The organism is Streptomyces calvus (assembly GCF_006782915.1).
Lineage (GTDB): Bacteria > Actinomycetota > Actinomycetes > Streptomycetales > Streptomycetaceae > Streptomyces > Streptomyces calvus.
In genome coordinates this window covers 17135-35844 of sequence record NZ_VCNP01000030.1, presented here as the reverse complement: position 1 = coordinate 35844, position 18710 = coordinate 17135, and the positions used below count along the sequence as shown (strand labels likewise).

Below are 18710 nucleotides of genomic sequence, written 5' to 3'. Positions count from 1 at the left end.
CTTGATCGAGGGTCGGTCGAGGGCTCCGGCGCCCTACTCTTCAAAGGGTGAAACCACTGATGTCACTGGAGTCCGAGGTCGACCTTCCCGGCGGAGCAGTGCTCCCCGGCGCGTTGCCCGAGGCCCTGCGTGCCGAGCTCGTCGCGTTCCGCCGCGACCTGCACATGCACCCGGAGCTCGGCAACCAGGAGTTCCGCACCACCGCCGCGATCAAGGAACGACTGGAGCGGGCCGGCCTGCGGCCCCGCGTACTCTCCAGCGGGACCGGCGTGATCTGTGACATCGGGACGGACGACGAGGCCGGCACCGACTCGGCGATGCTCGCGATGCGCGCCGACATCGACGGCCTGCCCATCCCCGACATGAAGGCGGGCTGCCCCTACCGCTCCACCGTGCCCGACCGCGCCCACGCCTGCGGCCACGACGTGCACACCACCGTGGTCCTCGGGGCCGGCCTGGTCCTCGCCGAGCTGCACCGCCAGGGCCTGCTGCCCCGCCCGGTGCGGCTGATCTTCCAGCCCGCCGAGGAGGTGCTGCCCGGCGGCGCCGCCGACGCCATCGAGGACGGCGCGCTCGACGGCATCGGCCGGATCATCGCCGTGCACTGCGACCCGCGCGTCGACGCCGGGAAGATCGGGCTGCGCCAGGGCGCCATCACCTCCGCCTGCGACCGGCTGGAGATCGCCCTCGAAGGGCCCGGCGGCCACACCGCCCGCCCGCACCTGACCACCGACCTCGTCACCGCGGCCGCGCGCGTCGTCACCGACGTGCCCGCGCTGGTCGGCCGCCGCGTCGACAGCCGCAGCGGACTCGCCGTGACCTGGGGCCGCGTCGAGTCCGGCCATGCGCCCAACGTGATCCCGCAGCACGCCGAGCTGTCCGGCACCGTGCGCTGCCTGGACCTGGAGACCTGGCGGCAGGCCCCGGACATCGTGGTCGCGGCCATCGACGAGGTGGCCAATGTGCACCGCGCCAAGTCCGAGATCAACTACGTGCGCGGCGTCCCTCCGGTCGTCAACGAGGCCGGCGCCACCGAGCTGCTGCGCGACGCCATGATCGCCCGGCGCGGAGTGGAAGCCGTGGAGGGCACCGAACAGAGCCTCGGCGGCGAGGACTTCTCCTGGTACCTGGAGCGCGTCCCCGGCGCCATGGCCCGCCTCGGTGTCCGCACCCCCGGCGAGCGCACCGTCCGCGACCTGCACCAGGGCGACTTCGACGTCGACGAGCACGCCATCACCGTGGGCGTGGAGCTCTTCACCGCCGCGGCCATGCTGGACGCCCTCCGCTAGCCGCACCGGCCGGCCCCGAGGGCCCCCCCCCCCCCCCCGGGGGGGGGGGGGGGGGGGGGGGGAGGGGCAGCGTAAGTCGCGTGCCGCTCCAGGCATGCGCGTGACGCCGGCCGCCCCTTTCCATCCCCTGAGGTCTCCCGGTTCACAAGGGCGTAACCGGCCATCGGCACGAATGGATAACGGCCCCGTGGTACCCCGTTCCCAGGAGTGTCTACGCGCGTTAATGTGCGCCGAACCGAGCACCCGCTGCGGGGCTTTGGAGGAATGGGGAACTTCAGATGCGTCTGACATCCAAACTGACCCGCGTCGCGGTGGGGGTCGCTTCGCTCGCACTCGCCGCCACCGCCTGCGGCGGCACCAGCAGTGAGAACGACGGCGGCGGCGGTTCCAAGGAGGACCTCGGCCTCGCCATCGCCTACGACATCGGCGGCAAGGGCGACCAGTCCTTCAACGACGCCGCCTACGCCGGGCTCGCCAAGGCCAAGGACGAGTTCGGCTACAAGACCGCCGACGTCGAGCCCACCGAGGGCGAGACCGACGCGGACAAGGAACAGCGCCTGGCCTCCCTGGCCCGCCAGGGCTACAACCCGGTCATCGGCGTCGGCTTCGCCTACGGCCCCGCGATGAAGGCCGTCGCCGCGAAGTACCCGGACACCACCTTCGGCATCGTCGACTCCGTGGTCGAGGGCGACAACGTCACCTCCCTGGTCTTCGCCGAGGAGCAGGCCTCCTACCTGGCCGGTGTCGCCGCCGCCAAGGCGACGAAGACGAAGACCGTCGGCTTCGTGGGCGGTGTGGACATCCCGCTGATCCACAAGTTCCAGGCCGGCTTCGAGCAGGGCGTGAAGGACACCGACGCCAAGGTGAAGGTGATCCCGCAGTACCTGACGCAGACGGCCGAGGAGGGCGGCTTCTCCAGCCCCGACAAGGGCAAGGCCGCCGCCGAGGGCCAGATCGAGAAGAAGGCCGACGTCGTCTACCAGGCGGCCGGCCTGTCCGGGCAGGGCGTCATCGAGGCCGCCGCCAAGGCGAAGGTCTGGGCGATCGGTGTCGACTCCGACCAGTACCGGCAGGAAGCCCTCGCCGCGTACAAGGACTACATCCTCACCTCCGCCCTGAAGGACGTCGGCGGCGCGGTCTACGCCCTGGCCAAGTCCGTCCAGGAGGACAAGCCGCTGACCGGCACCCAGGTCTTCGACCTGAAGGAGGACGGCGTCGGCCTGTCCGAGAGCAACCCGAAGATGGCCGAGGTCCCCGGCCTGACGGACGCCGTGGCCAAGGCCAAGGAAGGCATCATCGACGGCTCCATCAAGGTCAGGACCGAGTAGGACGACGCCGTACGACCGGCGACGGACCCGCGGGAAGCGGGCGGGCGGCCCTCCGGCGCCCGCCCGCTTCGTCGTACCCGGCCGTCCTCCTGCGGCGAGCGCGAGCAGCCCGCCCGCCGCCTCCGGGTCGGGCACCGCGCGTGCCCGCCCGCCCGTCCACCGCCGCTCCTCACCCGCGCTGCCCCCACCGCCTCTCCTCGCCCGGCGCCGCGCCCGCAGCCGTCCCCACCTCGCCGCCGCTCCCCACCCGCCGCCGTCCCCACCACCGCCGTTTTCCTCACCCACCGCCACCTCCCGTTCGCGAACCGCAATGTCGTGACCATGGCTCGGGGCCGGGTTGGCCACGGGCGGATAACAAGGTGGACAGAAGGGGTTTTCAGGCCGGTCTACGCGCGTTAATCTGCGGCGGAGCCAGCGCCGTAGCCCGAACCGTCCCGGCGCTTGTACGACTAGGAGCACCACTCATGCGCCGGATTTCCCGGATCACGGTCGCAGGCGCAGCGACCGCCTCCCTGGCCCTCGCCCTGTCCGCCTGCGGCGGCACCTCGACCTCCAGCTCCTCCGAGTCGAAGGGGGACAAGGGTCTCGCCATCGCCTACGACGTCGGCGGCAAGGGCGACCAGTCCTTCAACGACGCCGCGTACGCGGGCCTGGAGAAGGCGAAGAAGGAGTTCGGCTACGAGACGGCCGACGTCGAGCCCACCGAGGGCGAGACCGACGCCGACAAGGAGCAGCGCCTGGCCTCGCTCGCGAAGCAGGGCTACAACCCGGTCATCGGTGTCGGCTACGCCTACGCCGCCGCCGTGAAGGGTGCCGCGGAGAAGTTCCCGGACACCACCTTCGGCATCGTGGACGACGCCACCATCGAGGCGGAGAACGTCGCCGACCTGGTCTTCTCCGAGGAGCAGGCCTCGTACCTGGCCGGCGTGGCCGCCGCCAAGGCGACCAAGACGAAGACCGTCGGCTTCGTGGGCGGTGTGGACATCCCGCTGATCCACAAGTTCCAGGCCGGCTTCGAGCAGGGCGTGAAGGACACCGACCCCAAGGTGAAGGTGCTCCCGCAGTACCTGACGCAGACCGCGGAGGAGGGCGGCTTCTCCAGCCCCGACAAGGGCAAGACCGCCGCCGAGGGCCAGATCGAGAAGAAGGCCGACGTCGTGTACGCGGCGGCCGGTCTGTCCGGTCAGGGTGTCATCGAGGCCGCCGCCGCCAACAAGGTGTGGGCGATCGGCGTCGACTCCGACCAGTACCAGCAGGAAGCCCTCGCCAAGTACAAGGACTACATCCTCACCTCGGCGATGAAGGACGTCGCCAAGGCGGTGTACAACCTGGCGAAGTCGGTCGAGGACGGCAAGCCGGAGACCGGTATCGTCAGGGGCGATCTCAAGACGGGTGAGGTGAGCCTGTCGAACTCCAACCCGAAGTTCGCGGACGACGCCGAGCTCCAGGAAGCCATCGAGACGGCCAAGGAGAAGATCATCAGCGGCGAGATCAAGGTCAAGTCGAGCTGAGACACCCCCTGAACCACCGCGGGGTCGCGTCCGCTCGACGGGGTACGGGGAGCACGGCTCCTCGTACCCCGTCGGTTCGGTGCGCCGCCCCTTTGTATGCCGTAGGGGCACTACGCGCGTAGACGGCCCCCGTCCCCAGGAGAGTGCGCCATCAACGCGTCCAGCAGCCCTCCGGCCGGAGCGGCGGTCAACGAATCGGTGACCGCCGTCGAGCTCGCCGGGATCACGAAGCGCTTCCCGGGTGTCGTGGCCAACCACGACATCCACCTCACCGTCCGCAAGGGCACCGTCCACGCCCTGGTCGGCGAGAACGGCGCCGGCAAGTCGACCCTGATGAAGATCCTCTACGGCATGCAGAAGCCGGACGAGGGCACCATCGCGGTCCACGGCGAGAAGGTGAGCTTCTCGTCGCCCGCCGACGCCATCGTCCGCGGCATCGGCATGGTGCACCAGCACTTCATGCTCGCCGACAACCTCACCGTCCTCGAGAACGTCGTCCTCGGCAGCGAGAAGCTGTACGGCATCGGCGGCAGGGCCCGCCGCAAGATCAAGGAACTCTCCGACCGCTACGGCCTCGGCGTCCGCCCCGACGTCCTGGTCGAGGAGCTCGGCGTCGCCGCCCGCCAGCGCGTGGAGATCCTCAAGGTCCTCTACCGAGGCGCCACCACCCTGATCCTCGACGAGCCCACCGCCGTCCTCGTCCCGCAGGAGGTCGACGCGCTCTTCGACAACCTGCGCGAGCTGAAGGCCGAGGGCCTGTCGGTCATCTTCATCTCGCACAAGCTGGGCGAGGTCCTCTCCGTCGCCGACGAGATCACCGTCATCCGCCGCGGCACCACGGTCGGCACCGCCGTCCCCGCCGAGACCACCTCCCGCCAGCTCGCCGAGATGATGGTCGGCAGCGAACTGCCGACGCCGGAGACGGCCGAGTCCACGGTCACCGACCGGCCCGTCCTCACCGTCGACAAGCTGCGTCTGACCACCCCCGGCGGCAAGGCCCTCCTCGACGACATCAGCTTCACCATCCACGCGGGCGAGGTCCTGGGCATCGCCGGCGTGGAGGGCAACGGCCAGACCGAGCTGGTCGACGCCCTCATCGGCCTGAGGCACGCCGACTCCGGCGTCATCCGGCTGGCCGACGAGGAGATCACCGCCTGGCCCACCCGCCGCCGCCGCGAGGAGGGCATCGGCTACATCCCCGAGGACCGCCACCGCCACGGCCTGCTCCTGGAGGCCCCGCTCTGGGAGAACCGCATCCTCGGTCACGTCACCGAGAAGCCCAACGCCAAGGGCGTCTGGCTGGACCCGAAGGCCGCCCAGGACGACACCCGCCGGATCGTCCAGGCGTACGACGTCCGCACCCCCGGCATCGACGTCACCGCCGCCTCCCTGTCCGGCGGCAACCAGCAGAAGCTGATCGTCGGCCGCGAGATGAGCCACAAGCCGCGCTTCCTGATCGCCGCCCACCCCACCCGCGGTGTGGACGTCGGCGCGCAGGCCGCCATCTGGGACCACATCCGCGAGGCCCGCCGCGAGGGTCTGGCCGTGCTGCTGATCTCCGCCGACCTGGACGAGCTCATCGGCCTGTCCGACACCCTCCGCGTGATCTACGACGGCAAGCTGGTCGCGGACGCCGATCCCGCCGCCATCACCCCGGAGGAGCTGGGCACCGCCATGACCGGCGCCGCCTCCGGCCACCTGGAGCACGAAGAGACCCCGGCCGACGGCGGCCGGGGTGCGGAAGACGAGGGCCGCTGATGAAGAAGTTCGACAAGGAGCGCGTGCTCCTCGCGGTGGCCGGGCCGGTCATCGCGCTCGCCGTGGCCTTCGCCCTCAGCGCGATCGTGCTGATCGCCTCCGGCAAGAACCCCGTCGAGCCGTTCGCCCTGATGTTCGAGCAGGCCGGGTTCTCCGACATCCAGGTTCTGATCATCAACCAGGCCTCGATGTACTACATCGCGGCCCTCGCGGTGGCCATCGGCTTCCGGATGAACCTGTTCAACATCGGTGTCGACGGCCAGTACCAGCTCGCCGCCATGATGGCCGCGATCGTCGGCGCCCACATGAACCTCCCGGCCGCCCTGCAGATCCCGCTGCTGCTGCTGACCGCCGTGTTCACCGGCGCCTTCTGGTCCGGCATCGCCGGTGTCCTCAAGGTCACCCGCGGCGTCAGCGAGGTCGTCGCCACGATCATGCTCAACGCGATCGCGACCTCCGTCATCGGCTACCTGTGGCTGCCTACCGTCTTCGGCGTCAAGGTCGGCAACAACAACACCACCGGCGAGATGCACTCCTCCGGCTGGGTCCCCGGTATCGACATGGGCGAGGCCGGCGAGATCTACGGCCTGGTCATCCTCGCCGTGCTGCTCGGCATCGGCTACTGGGTCGTCCTCAACCGCACCCGCTTCGGCTTCGACCTGCGCGCCTCCGGCGCCTCGGAGTCCGCCGCCGCGGCCAGCGGTGTCTCCCCCAAGCGCATGGTCCTCACCGCCATGCTGCTCTCCGGCGCCCTCGCCGGACTCGCGGGACTGCCCATCCTGATGGGCGACACCCACACCTACAGCCTCAACTTCCCCACCGGCATCGGCTTCCTCGGCATCGGCATCGCCCTGCTCGGCCGCAACAGCCCCGTCGGCATCGCCTTCGCCGCCCTGCTGTGGGCCTGGCTCGACAAGGCCTCGCCCGAACTGGACTTCCACGGCTACGACAAGGAGATCGCGGTCATCATGCAGGGCCTGATCGTCCTCTCCGTCGTCGTCTCCTACGAGGCCGTCCGCGAGTGGGGCCTGCGCCGCCAGCAGCGCCGGGTCGGCGCGGAACTCGCCGCCGGTCACGTCCTGGGCGCCGACAACAACACCACGAAGGAGGTGGCCGGCCGATGACCGCACCGACCACAGCGACCGACGTCAACCAGCCGTCGCTGGAGCACGCACCGAAGGCCGGCCGCCGTCTGTCCTGGCCCGTGCTGCTCCTGGTCATCGCCGGAGCCCTGGCGCTGACCTCGATCGTCCGCCTGATCACCGGCGCGGACGGCATCACCAACGTCAGCCAGATGTCCACCGCGCTCCAGCTCGCCGTGCCGATCGGCCTGGCCGGCCTCGGCGGTCTGTGGGCCGAGCGCGCGGGCGTCGTCAACATCGGCCTCGAAGGCATGATGATCCTCGGCACCTGGTTCGGTGCCTGGGCCGGATTCCAGTGGGGCCCGTGGACCGGCGTCCTGGTCGGCATCCTCGGCGGCGCCATCGGCGGACTGCTGCACGCGATCGTCACCGTCACCTTCAACGTGAACCACATCGTCTCCGGTGTGGCCCTCAACATCCTCGCCCTCGGCGCCACCCGCTACCTCGCACCGCTCGCCTTCGAGGGCCACCAGGGCGGCTCCGCCAAGCAGTCCCCGGCGGTCGAGTCGCTCGGCCACTTCACCGTGCCCGGACTGTCCGACGCCCTGAGCGACCTCAACGACAAGGGCTGGTTCTTCGTCTCCGACATCGCGGGCCTGCTCGGCGGACTGGTCACCGGAGTCTCCTGGCTGACCCTGATCGCGGTCGCACTCGTCCCCGCCACCTGGTGGATCCTGTGGCGCACCGCCTTCGGCCTGCGGCTGCGCTCCTGCGGCGAGAACCCGGTGGCCGCCGAGTCCCTCGGCGTCAACGTCTACAAGTACAAGTACCTGGCCGTGATCATCTCCGGCGGACTGGCCGGCCTCGGCGGCGTCTTCCTCTCCATCGTGGCCAACCCGTTCTACCTGGAGGGCCAGACCAGCGGCCGCGGCTACATCGGCCTCGCCGCGATGATCTTCGGCAACTGGATGCCGGGCGGCCTCGCCATCGGCGCCGGACTCTTCGGCTACACCGACAGCCTCAACCTGCGCGGCGGCTCCGCCAACGTGCACGCCCTGCTGCTGCTCGGCGCGCTGCTGCTGCTGATCGGCGCGATCTGGCTGGTCGTCCGCAAGAAGTACGTCCACGCGGTGATCACCCTGGTCGTCGGCGCCCTCGTGTTCGCCTGGTACGCCGGCACCAACGAGGTCCCGAACCAGGTCGTCTCCGCCACGCCGTACGTCATCACCCTGGTCGTCCTCGCCCTCTCCGCCCAGCGGCTGCGCATGCCGAAGGCGGACGGCATGCCGTACCGGAAGGGGCAGGGCAAGTGACCGCGCACGACGTCGACTGGGAGGCGCTGCGCGCCGCCGCGCGGGACGCCATGTCCCACGCCTACGCCCCCTACTCGGGCTACCCGGTCGGCGTCGCCGCCCTGGTCGACGACGGACGCACGGTCTCCGGCTGCAACGTCGAGAACGCCTCGTACGGCCTCGGCCTGTGCGCCGAGTGCGGACTCGTCTCCGAGCTGCAGCGCACCGGGGGCGGCCGGCTCACGCACTTCACCTGCGTGGACGGCGAGGGCGAGATCCTCGTCCCGTGCGGCCGCTGCCGCCAGCTGCTGTACGAGTTCGGCGGCCCCGGACTGCTGCTGGAGACCCCGGCCGGCATCCTGCCGCTGTCGGAGATGCTGCCCCAGGCCTTCGGCCCGCAGCACCTCACCAAGTAACTCCTCCGCGGCCCCTCCGGGCGACAGCCGTTACCGTCGACCGGAGGGGCCGCACCCTTCGCACCTCCCGGAAGGAACGCCAGCCATGGCCATGGACGCCATCTCCGTCATCCGCACCAAGCGGGACCGCGGCGAACTCGGCGACGAGCAGATCGACTGGGTCATCGACGCGTACACCCGTGGCGAGGTGGCCGACGAGCAGATGTCGGCCCTCGCCATGGCGATCCTGCTCAACGGCATGAACCGGCGGGAGATCGCCCGCTGGACGGCCGCGATGATCGCCTCCGGCGAGCGCATGGACTTCTCCTCGCTGTCCCGCCCGACCGCCGACAAGCACTCCACCGGCGGCGTCGGCGACAAGATCACCCTGCCGCTGGCCCCGCTGGTCGCGGCCTGCGGCGCGGCCGTCCCGCAGTTGTCCGGCCGCGGCCTCGGCCACACCGGCGGCACCCTCGACAAGCTGGAGTCGATCCCCGGCTGGCGCGCCCTGCTCTCCAACGAGGAGATGCTGAACGTCCTGGACACCACCGGCGCGGTGATCTGCGCGGCCGGCGACGGACTGGCCCCGGCGGACAAGAAGCTGTACGCGCTCCGGGACGTCACGGGCACGGTCGAGGCGATCCCGCTCATCGCCTCCTCGATCATGTCCAAGAAGATCGCGGAGGGCACCGGTTCGCTGGTGCTGGACGTGAAGGTCGGCAGCGGCGCCTTCATGAAGACGATCGACGACGCCCGCGAACTGGCGTCCACGATGGTCGGTCTGGGCACCGACTCCGGTGTGCGCACGGTCGCGCTCCTCACCGACATGGCCACCCCGCTCGGCCTGACCGCGGGCAACGCCCTGGAGGTCCGCGAGTCGGTCGAGGTCCTCGCGGGCGGCGGCCCGGCGGACGTCGTGGAGCTGACCCTCGCCCTGGCCCGCGAGATGCTCGACGCGGCGGGCCTGAAGGACGCCGACCCGGCGAAGGCCCTCGCCGACGGCTCCGCGATGGACGTCTGGCGCCGCATGATCGCGGCCCAGGGCGGCGACCCGGACGCCGCGCTGCCGACGGCGCGCGAGCAGCACGTGGTGAAGGCGCCCGCCACCGGCGTCCTGACCCGCCTCGACGCCTACGACATCGGCGTCGCCGCCTGGCGCCTCGGCGCGGGCCGCGCCCGCAAGGAGGACCCGGTGCAGGCGGGCGCGGGCATCGAGATGCACGCCAAGCCCGGCGACACGGTCACCGAGGGCCAGCCCCTGCTGACCCTCCACACCGACACCCCGGAGCGCTTCGCGTACGCGCTCCAGGCGGTGGAGGGCTCCTACGACATCGCCGCCCCCGGCACGCCCTTCGCGGCCACTCCGGTGGTGCTGGAACGCATCGCCTGACCTGCGGTTTCCCTGATCGGGCGTGAACGGGACCGGTGAACTCCACCGGTCCCGTTCGGCATTGCGGACCCGGTGACGCACCGATGGCGGGCCGCCGCGGGCGCGCTCACCGCGGACACCGGCGGGTCTCCCGGGACGCGGGTCACCCCAGCAGCGCCGCGACCACCACCAGCACCGGCACCGACACCACCGTCGAGACGAGGATCGCCTCCCGGGCCAGGGTCTCGCCGACGCGGTAGCTGCTCGCGTAGGTGAAGAGGTTCTGCGCGGCGGGCAGCGCCGACGTCACCACCACGTCCAGCAGGTGCGCGCCGCGCAGCCCGAACACGCCGACCGCCAGCGCCCAGGCGACCAGCGGCTGACCCACCGCCTTCAGTGCCACGGCGAGCAGCACCGGACCGCGCTCGCCGGTCCGCAGCGGCAGGGTGCTGCCGCGCAGCGAGATGCCGAAGGCGAGCAGCACGGCCGGGACCGCCATGTTGCCGATCAGGGTGACCGGATCCATGACCGGGCCCGGTATGCGAACGCCGGTGGCCGACACCGCCACTCCGGCCAGTGACCCGATCGCGATCGGATTGCGCAGCGGCGTGAGCAGCCGCCGCCACAGCGGGCCCTTCTCACCGGCGGTGGACAGGTCGAGGATCGTCAGCGCCACGGGTGTGACACCGACCAGCTGGAACAGCAGCACCGGCGCCACCAGGGAGGCGTCGCCGAGGACGTACACGGCGATCGGGATGCCCAGGTTGCCGGAGTTGACGTAGCTGGAGCACAGGGCGCCGATCGTGGTGCGGCCCACGCCCCAGCCGCGCGCCACACCGACCGCGACGAAGACGCCCGCCACCGCCGCCGTGCTCAGCGCGGTGACCAGCAGCCGGCTGGAGAAGATCACCGACAGGTCGGCCCCGGCGAGCGTGGTGAACAGCAGGGCCGGGGACGCCACGTGGAACGCCAGCTTCGTCAGGACCTCCCGGCCCTGCTCGCCGAGATCTCCCCGGCGGCCGATGGCATAGCCGACGCCGATGACGACGGCGATCACCAGGAACCCGCTCAGCACCCCCTGCACGGTGGCTCCTCGCGCGGGCGAAGGGCCTCGGACACCGTGGGCGGGGATGATCTATGGCGCATACACCCAACCCTCCGGGGAAGGGCATGCCCAGGTCAATGTGATCCTTGCGGCGGCGGCCCGCCGCCACGCACCCGAGCCGGCCCGCCGCGATGAGTTACGCGCGCACGGCCGGTCTACCGATCGTGGACGCCAAGACACCACCCGTACTCGTGCTCAGCGGCCCCCTCGCCCCGGATGAGGTGAGCGGGCCCTGCGACGCGCTGCGGGCACTGCTGGACAGCGGTGGCGGCGGCTCGGGCGGGGTGGTCGTCTGCGACGTCGGCGGTCTCGGCCCGCCCGGGCTCGCCACGGTGAACCTCCTCGCGCGGCTCCAGCTCACGGCCCACCGGGCCGGAGGCCGGATCAGGCTGCGCGATCCCTCACCGGCCCTGCGCGCCCTGCTCGACCTGGTCGGACTCCGCTTCGAGACGGAGGGGCAGCCCGAACAGCGGGAACCACCGCTGCGTGTCCAGGAAGCAGTGGAACCCGGAGATCCGGTCCCCTGAGATCTCCAGCGCCTGCACCGCCCACGGGACGAAACCGCCGGCCTCCGGGTCGGGCTTGTACTGCGCGAACCCGGGCAGGCCGTTGACCTCCACCGGGATCAGCCGCGAACTCGCGCAGGCGGCACCCAGCGTCGTCATGAAGCCCGTGATGTCCTCGGGGCCGGTGAGCCACAGGTCGAACGGCGGCATCGTCATGATGGCGTCCTCGTGCAGCAGCGCGGTCAGCGCCGACATGTCGTATCCCTCGAACGCCGCCACATAGCGTTCGAGCAGCTTCTGCTGCTCCTCGTCGAGCGGGTCGGACACCGCCGCGTCGGCGCCCGGCTGCTGACGCTCCGCCAGCGTCGCCCGGGCCCGCTGCAGCGCGCTGTTGACCGACGCGACCGACGTGTCCAGCAGCTCGGCGACCTCGCTCGCCTTCCACGCCAGCACCTCGCGCAGGATCAGCACCGCCCGCTGCTTGGCGGGCAGTTGCTGGAGCGCGGCCATGAAGGCGAGCCGCACCGACTCCTTGGCGACCGCGGCCTCCGCCGGGTCGGTGGGCGTGGGCAGCACGCGCGCGTCCGGCATCGGCTCCAGCCAGGTGTGGTCGGGACGGGGCGACAGGGCCGCCCGCGCCAGCGGTGTGGACTCCGTCAGGTCCATCGGACGGGCGCGCTTGTTGCCCGCCGACAGCATGTCCAGGCAGACGTTGGTCGCGATGCGGTAGAGCCACGAACGCAGACTGGAGCGGCCCTCGAACTTGTCGTAGCTGCGCCAGGCGCGGACCATCGTGTCCTGCACCGCGTCCTCCGCCTCGAAGGAGGAGCCGAGCATCCGGTAGCAGTACCCGGTCAGCTCGACGCGGTGCGCCTCCAGCCTGGCGTCCAGGTCTGTCGTCGCCGTGCCGTTCGTCATCGTCCACCCACCCCATGTGGCGTCTTCGGGGCGCACCATCGCACCCGGCACTTCGGAAGCTACCGCAGCCCACTGACAACGGCCCCCCGAGTGAACGAAAGCGCAGGTGAGAGGCGGTGCGCTCCGACGCCGTCACACCGCCCGGCCCCGAACCCGGCCCGCGTCACGCGGTCGCGGGACGCCGCTCCGCCCGCGCCGCCCGCGTGCCCGCCAGCGTGATCGCCGCGACACCGGCCACCGCCACCAGACCGACGCCCACCGTCCCGGCCCAGCCGCCCGAGTGGAAGGCGAGCGCGCCGGCCGTGCTGCCCGCGCTGGAGCCGACGTAGTACGCCGACTGGTACAGCGCGGAGGCCTGCGCGCGCCCCTCGGTGGCGGTCCGGCCGACCGCCGAGGACGCCACCGCGTGCCCCGCGAAGAAGCCCCCGGTGATCAGCACCAGACCCAGCAGCACCAGCGGCAGCGCATCCGCCAGGGACAGCAGCAGCCCCGCCGCGGTGGTGCCGCCCGCCGCGTACAGCGCGCCCCGGCGGCCCAGCCGGCCCACCAGCCGTCCGGCCGCCGACGCCGACACCGTGCCCACCAGGTAGACCAGGAAGATCGAGCCGACGATGCCCTGCGGCAGCGAGAACGGCGCCTCGGTCAGCCGGTAGCCGATGACCGTGTACACACCGCCGAACACCGTCATGAACAGCGCGCCGATCGCGTACAGGCGGCGCAGCAGCGGGTTGGCGAGGTGGCCGCGGACCGTGCGGGCCAGCACCCGCGGACGCAGCGAGCCCGGCCGGAAGTGCCGCGGCGCCGGCAGCAGCAGCCGGAAGGCCACCGCGCACGCCACCGCGACCGCGCCGATCACGCCGACGGCGACCCGCCAGCCCCACTCCTGCGCGACCCAGCCGGTGATCACCCGGCCGCTCATCCCGCCGACGCTGTTGCCGGCCACGAACAGCCCGATCGCGGTCACCAGCGCCTTGGGCGTGACCTCCTCCGCCAGATACGCCGTCGCCGACGCGGGCAGCCCGGCCAGCGCGGCACCCTGCAGCGCGCGCAGCGCCACCAGCGCGCCCAGCGACGGCGCGAACGGCACCAGCAGCCCCACGGTCACCGCGACGGCCAGGGACGCCGTCATGACCGTGCGCCGCCCGTAGCGCTCCGACAGCGCGCTCATCGGCAGGACGAACACCGCGAGGCCACCGGTGGCCGCCGCCACCGTCCAGCTCGCGTCGCCCGCGCTCACCGCGAAGTCGGCCGAGATCAGCGGCAGCAGGGCCTGGGTGGAGTACAGCAGCGCGAAGGTCGCGACGCCGGCGAGGAACAGGGCGAGACTCATCCGGCGGTAACCGGGACCGCCCGGCGACATCCGGGACTCGGAGGAGGAGGGGACGGAGGGAACGGATGCGACGGCGCCCACGGTGGTGGACGCCCCGGTACTGGCGGGAGTCATGCCTCGAAGCTACGTACGGCCCCGCTCATCCGTCCAATGCACGGAATCGCCATAATCGTTCCCATGGCGCATGAGCAGAGGTCACACGGTCGGCTGTCACAGACCAGTGACACACGAGACACGGCGGACATGTCGCGGCTGCTGGCGCCGCGCCTCGCCCACTTCGCCGGAGTGGCCCGCACCGAGCACGTCACGCGGGCCGCCCAGGAGATGCAGGTCCCGCAGTCCACCCTGTCCCGGGCCATGGTCCGCCTCGAACAGGACCTTGGCGTCGACCTGTTCGCCCGCCACGGCCGCACCGTCTCCCTGACCCCCGCCGGCCGCACCTTCCTCGCCTCCGTCGAGCGCGCCCTCGCCGAGATCGAACGCGCCGCCGAGGAGGTACGCGCCGACGCCGACCCGGCCACCGGCAAGGTCGCCTTCGGCTTCCTGCACACCATGGGCGCCGAGACCGTGCCCGGGCTGCTGCACGCCTTCCGCGCCGACCACCCGCGCATCCGCTTCAGCCTCGTCCAGAACTACGGCGAGGCCATGCTGGAGCGGCTGCGCGCGGGCGAGCTCGACCTGTGCCTGACCTCGCCGGTGCCCGACGCCCCCGACCTGGTGGCCCGCCGCCTCGACGAGCAGAAGCTGCGCCTGGTCGTGCCCCCGGACCACCGCCTCGCCGGCCGCCGCCGCATCCGTCTGGCCGAGGCGGCCGACGAGACCTTCGTGACCCTGGAACCCGGCTACGGGCTGCGCCGCATCACGGACGACCTGTGCGCGCAGGCCGGTTTCCGGCCCCGGATCGCGTTCGAGGGCGAGGAGGCGGAGACCCTGCGCGGCCTGGTCGCCGCCGGCCTCGGCGTCGCCCTGCTGCCCCCGCCGGCCTTCCCGCGCCCGGGCGTGGTGGAACTGACGGTCACCGCCCCGAAGGCGGCCCGGGAGATCGGCGTGGCCTGGCTGGCGGGCCGCCCGGACACACCGCCGGTGGCGGCCTTCAAGAAGTTCCTGCTCTCCAAGCGGGGCAGCCTCCTGCCGACCTGAGCGCCGCCCCGCCCGGACGCGCGGAACCGGGGAGCCGGGAAGCCGAGTGCCGGCGCGGGGAACGGGACCGGGGGAACCGGCACGCAGGAAACCACGCGACCGACCGCGACGTACCCGAACTCACCGCGCGACCAGCCGTGACGTACTGGGACTCACCGCCCGCGACGGCCTTGACGCGCCCGAGGACGCCGCGCGACCGCCCTCGCCGACCCTGCGTCGCCGCGCGACCGCCGCGACGTACCCGCCCTCACCGCGCGACCGCCCTCGCCGTACCTGCACTCCCCGCCCGCGACGGCCTTGACGCGCCCGAGGACGCCGCGCGACCGCCCTCGCCGACCCTGCGTCGCCGCGCGACCGCCGCGACGTACCCGCCCTCACCGCGCGACCGCCCTCGCCGTACCTGCACTCCCCGCCCGCGACGGCCTTGACGCGCCCGAGGACGCCGCGCGACCGCCCTCGCCGACCCTGCGTCGCCGCGCGACCGCCGCGACGTACCCGCCCTCACCGCGCGACCGCCCTCGCCGTACCTGCACTCCCCGCCCGCGACGGCCTTGACGCGCCCGAGGACGCCGCGCGACCGCCCTCGCCGACCCTGCGTCGCCGCGCGACCGCCGCGACGTACCCGCCCTCACCGCGCGACCGCCCTCGCCGTACCTGCACTCCCCGCCCGCGACGGCCTTGACGCGCCCGAGGACGCCGCGCGCCCGCCCTCGCCGAACCTGCGTCGCCGCGCGCCCGCCGTGACGTACCCGCACTCACCGCGCGACCAGCCTCGCCGCACCCGCACTCGCCGCCCGCGACCGTCGCCCCGGCGACGCTACCGTCGCAACGACCGCCCGAATCCCGCGGCCAGCGGCATCCGCAGACCCAGCGGAGGAGGCGCCGCCAGGGCGTCCTGCACGGGCCGAGAGAACGCCCGCCCGAACAGCGCGCCCATCACGAAGTCCTCGGCCAGCGCCAGCACTTCGTCCCGATACTGGCTCAAACCGTGCCCGTCGGAATGCACTTCGAACCGGCACACCTCCCGGTTCGCCTTCTTCGCCCGCGCCGCGAGCCGGAACGACAACTCCGGGTCGGTCCGCGCGTCGTTGGTGCCGTGCACGATCAGCACCTGCCGCCCGGCGAGCTGTTTCACCGGTTCGGGTGGCGCCGCGACGTCCTCCTCGGGCAGCCAGGGTGCCAGCGCCAGCACCGAGTTGACGGCCTCGTGCCCGCCCGCGCGCAGCGCGGCCCGGCCGCCCATGCCGAGACCGGCGAGGCACACGGGGACGTCCCCGTAGCGCCGTACGGCCTCGTCGGCGGCCCACGCGGCGTCGCGTGCGAGGTGCGCCTCGCTGCCGTTCCAGCCGCGGTAGCGGTAGTGGACGACATGGGCCGCCAGGCTCCGGTCCCGTGCCGCGCGGGTGAGACGCCGTCCGAGTCCGTGGACGGAGGCCGCGGCCACCATGGGGGAGGGTCTGCGGCTGGAGACCTCCTCGCCGCCGGGGAGCAGCAGCACCACGCCGCTCACCGCCGTCGGTTCCGGGCCGAGCGCCCTCCCCAGCCGGGCCCTGCGAACCGGCGTCGCTTCCTGTGCCATGACAGAACAGTGTCAGAAGCGCGGGTGTACGCCACCCGTCCGTGCGGTCACCGTTGGGTATCGACCACCGGATCACGCCAAGCGATCTACGCGCGTAGGCGTTAGGGTGCGGAAATGACGAGCCAAACCATCGCGAACACCCCGGATCCGGACCGTATCCGCCGGGCTCCCAAGGTTCTGCTGCACGACCACCTCGACGGCGGACTGCGCCCCGGCACCGTCGCCGAGCTGGCCCTGGAGACCGGCTACACCGGTCTGCCCGAGACCGACCCCGACAAGCTGGCCCTCTGGTTCCACCAGGCCGCCGACTCCGGCTCCCTGGAGCGCTACCTGGAGACCTTCTCGCACACCGTCGGCGTCATGCAGACCCGCGACGCGCTCGTCCGGGTCGCCGCCGAGTGCGCCGAGGACCTCGCGGAGGACGGTGTCGTCTACGCCGAGGTGCGCTACGCCCCCGAGCAGCACCTGGACGGCGGACTCACCCTCGAAGAGGTCGTCGAGGCGGTCAACGAGGGCTTCCGGCAGGGCGAGCGGCGCGCCAGGGAGAACGGCCACCGCATCCGGGTCGGCGCCCTGCTCACCGCGATGCGGCACGCCGCCCGCGCCCTGGAGATCGCCGAACTCGCCAACCGCTACCGGGACCTGGGAGTCGTCGGCTTCGACATCGCGGGCGCCGAGGCCGGCTACCCGCCCACCCGGCACCTCGACGCCTTCGAGTACCTGAAGCGGGCGAACAACCACTTCACCATCCACGCCGGCGAGGCGTTCGGACTGCCGTCCATCTGGCAGGCGCTGCAGTGGTGCGGCGCGGACCGGCTCGGGCACGGGGTGCGCATCATCGACGACATCCACGTCCGCGACGACGGCACGGTCGAGCTCGGCCGGCTCGCCTCCTACGTCCGGGACAAGCGCATCCCGCTGGAGCTGTGCCCGAGCTCCAACCTCCAGACCGGCGCGGCCCCCTCCTACGCCGAGCACCCCATCGGACTCCTGCGGCAGCTGCACTTCCGGGCCACGGTCAACACGGACAACCGTCTGATGTCCCACACGAGCATGAGCCGCGAATTCGAGCACCTGGTCGACGCATTCGGTTACACGCTCGACGACCTCCAATGGTTTTCCGTCAATGCTATGAAGTCGGCCTTCATTCCTTTCGATGAACGTCTGGCCATGATCAATGACGTCATCAAGCCGGGATACGCCGAACTGAAATCCGAATGGCTGTTCCGGCAGACGGCCTCCACCAGCGGTTTCACCGGAAAGTAGAGCTGACGGGGGGGTCCGCGCACATCGGGAATACAAAGGTCGTTCACCATCCGTCCGCATTTCGATGTTTGCGGCGGAAGGGCTCGCGTGTTTACGGTCACGACACCGCTCACATCCCCGTATCCCATTTCGAGGACGCATTTCATGAAGCAGTCTGCTGCCAAGACCCTCGGTGTCGCCGCCCTCGGTGCCGCCTTCGCCGCCGCCGGTGCGGGCGCCGCCAACGCGGCCCCGGCCCTCCCGGACGCCCCCTCGCTGGACACCGTCACCCAGGCCGCCCCGGCGGAGCAGCTGTCCGGCGCGCTGCCGGGCTCCGGGCAGGTTCTGGCGACGGGCCAGGAGCTGGTCGGCCGGGGCACGGCGGCCGTGCAGCCGGCCGTCGGTCGGCTGGCCCCCCAGGTGCCCGCCGCCGGTCTCCTCGGCGGCCTGCCGGTGCAGGGGGTGCCCACCCAGGGCCTCGCCGTCAACGGTCTCCCGCTCGGCGGCTGACCCACTCCGGCGCATCACCGCCGATGGGGCGCACCCGGACTCGGGGTGCGCCCCATCGGCGTACTCGGACGGACGGCCCTGCGCGGCGCTCAGGGAGACGGCACTGCTTGCGCTACCAGGCCGTCCGCGTCTTCTCCTCCGAGGGCAACAGGATCCACAGCGCTATGTACAGCAGGAACTGCGGCCCCGGAAGCAGACACGAGATCAGGAAGATCACGCGCATCGTGGTGGCGGAGGTGCCGAAGCGCCGGGCCAGCGCGGCGCACACGCCGCCGATCATGCGGTCGTTGGTGGGGCGGGCGAGGCGGCTCATGGACGACTCCTTCGTGAGCGGTGCGAGGCTTCCCGGTCGG

General features: G+C 72.0%; 16 protein-coding genes and 1 pseudogene. 12 read left to right on the top strand and 5 right to left on the bottom strand.

Annotated elements, in window-relative coordinates:
• The first annotated feature begins 59 nt into the window (after positions 1 to 59).
• The 8 genes from FGW31_RS12720 to FGW31_RS12685 all read left to right on the top strand — a co-directional run bounded on the left by FGW31_RS12720 (position 60) and on the right by FGW31_RS12685 (position 10045).
• Complete coding sequence (locus tag FGW31_RS12720) at positions 60 to 1289, top strand: M20 family metallopeptidase (RefSeq protein ID WP_142193537.1); 1230 nt, start codon at positions 60 to 62, stop codon at positions 1287 to 1289.
• Between the two features lie 278 nt (positions 1290 to 1567).
• The gene (locus tag FGW31_RS12715; protein ID WP_142193536.1) at positions 1568 to 2617 is read left to right on the top strand and encodes a BMP family lipoprotein; all 1050 of its coding nucleotides are present in this window, start codon (positions 1568 to 1570) and stop codon (positions 2615 to 2617) included.
• A 464-nt stretch (positions 2618 to 3081) separates the two neighbouring features.
• On the top strand, positions 3082 to 4128 hold the full coding sequence (locus FGW31_RS12710; RefSeq protein WP_142193535.1) for a BMP family lipoprotein: 1047 nt from the start codon (positions 3082 to 3084) through the stop codon (positions 4126 to 4128).
• 198 nt (positions 4129 to 4326) lie between these two features.
• A complete protein-coding gene (locus tag FGW31_RS12705) occupies positions 4327 to 5886 on the top strand; it encodes an ABC transporter ATP-binding protein (protein ID WP_142193534.1) in 1560 nt (519 codons plus the stop codon).
• Complete coding sequence (locus FGW31_RS12700) at positions 5886 to 7010, top strand: ABC transporter permease (RefSeq protein ID WP_142193533.1); 1125 nt, start codon at positions 5886 to 5888, stop codon at positions 7008 to 7010. The genes FGW31_RS12705 and FGW31_RS12700 overlap by 1 nt, the downstream gene beginning before the upstream one ends.
• Positions 7007 to 8281, top strand: coding sequence for an ABC transporter permease (locus FGW31_RS12695; RefSeq protein ID WP_142193532.1), 1275 nt, complete (start codon positions 7007 to 7009; stop codon positions 8279 to 8281). The genes FGW31_RS12700 and FGW31_RS12695 overlap by 4 nt, the downstream gene beginning before the upstream one ends.
• Complete coding sequence (locus FGW31_RS12690) at positions 8278 to 8676, top strand: cytidine deaminase (protein WP_142193531.1); 399 nt, start codon at positions 8278 to 8280, stop codon at positions 8674 to 8676. The genes FGW31_RS12695 and FGW31_RS12690 overlap by 4 nt, the downstream gene beginning before the upstream one ends.
• A 91-nt stretch (positions 8677 to 8767) precedes the next feature.
• A complete protein-coding gene (locus FGW31_RS12685; RefSeq protein WP_182675180.1) occupies positions 8768 to 10045 on the top strand; it encodes a thymidine phosphorylase in 1278 nt (425 codons plus the stop codon).
• A 142-nt stretch (positions 10046 to 10187) separates the two neighbouring features.
• Here FGW31_RS12685 and FGW31_RS12680 read toward each other — a convergent pair whose 3' ends face one another.
• Positions 10188 to 11108: an AEC family transporter gene (locus FGW31_RS12680; RefSeq protein WP_142193529.1), complete on the bottom strand. Its 921-nt coding sequence runs from the start codon at positions 11106 to 11108 to the stop codon at positions 10188 to 10190.
• Positions 11109 to 11260: 152 nt separating this feature from the next.
• Between FGW31_RS12680 and FGW31_RS12675 the strand changes: the two are divergent.
• A pseudogene (locus tag FGW31_RS12675) lies at positions 11261 to 11647 on the top strand (STAS domain-containing protein); the annotation flags it as partial.
• Here the strand turns inward: FGW31_RS12675 and FGW31_RS12670 are convergent.
• Entirely contained in the window at positions 11531 to 12553 is a 1023-nt protein-coding gene (locus FGW31_RS12670) for a sigma-70 family RNA polymerase sigma factor (protein WP_142193528.1), read from the bottom strand. The pseudogene FGW31_RS12675 and the gene FGW31_RS12670 sit on opposite strands and share 117 nt — an antisense overlap.
• Positions 12554 to 12716: 163 nt before the next feature.
• A complete protein-coding gene (locus FGW31_RS12665) occupies positions 12717 to 13997 on the bottom strand; it encodes an MFS transporter (RefSeq protein WP_142193527.1) in 1281 nt (426 codons plus the stop codon).
• Positions 13998 to 14060: 63 nt separating this feature from the next.
• On the opposite strand from FGW31_RS12665, the gene FGW31_RS12660 reads away from it, so the two are divergent.
• Positions 14061 to 15023, top strand: coding sequence for a LysR family transcriptional regulator (locus FGW31_RS12660; RefSeq protein WP_142193526.1), 963 nt, complete (start codon positions 14061 to 14063; stop codon positions 15021 to 15023).
• 817 nt (positions 15024 to 15840) lie between these two features.
• Here FGW31_RS12660 and FGW31_RS12655 read toward each other — a convergent pair.
• Positions 15841 to 16602: an alpha/beta hydrolase gene (locus FGW31_RS12655; protein WP_142193525.1), complete on the bottom strand. Its 762-nt coding sequence runs from the start codon at positions 16600 to 16602 to the stop codon at positions 15841 to 15843.
• 114 nt (positions 16603 to 16716) lie between these two features.
• Between FGW31_RS12655 and FGW31_RS12650 the strand changes: the two genes are divergently transcribed.
• Both FGW31_RS12650 and FGW31_RS12645 read left to right on the top strand, forming a co-directional pair.
• A complete protein-coding gene (locus FGW31_RS12650) occupies positions 16717 to 17868 on the top strand; it encodes an adenosine deaminase (RefSeq protein WP_142193524.1) in 1152 nt (383 codons plus the stop codon).
• A gap of 144 nt (positions 17869 to 18012) precedes the next feature.
• On the top strand, positions 18013 to 18357 hold the full coding sequence (locus tag FGW31_RS12645) for an ATP-binding protein (protein WP_142193523.1): 345 nt from the start codon (positions 18013 to 18015) through the stop codon (positions 18355 to 18357).
• 112 nt (positions 18358 to 18469) lie between these two features.
• On the opposite strand, the gene FGW31_RS12640 is transcribed toward FGW31_RS12645, so the two are convergent.
• Complete coding sequence (locus tag FGW31_RS12640) at positions 18470 to 18670, bottom strand: PspC domain-containing protein (protein ID WP_142193522.1); 201 nt, start codon at positions 18668 to 18670, stop codon at positions 18470 to 18472.
• Between the last annotated feature and the right edge of the window lie 40 nt (positions 18671 to 18710).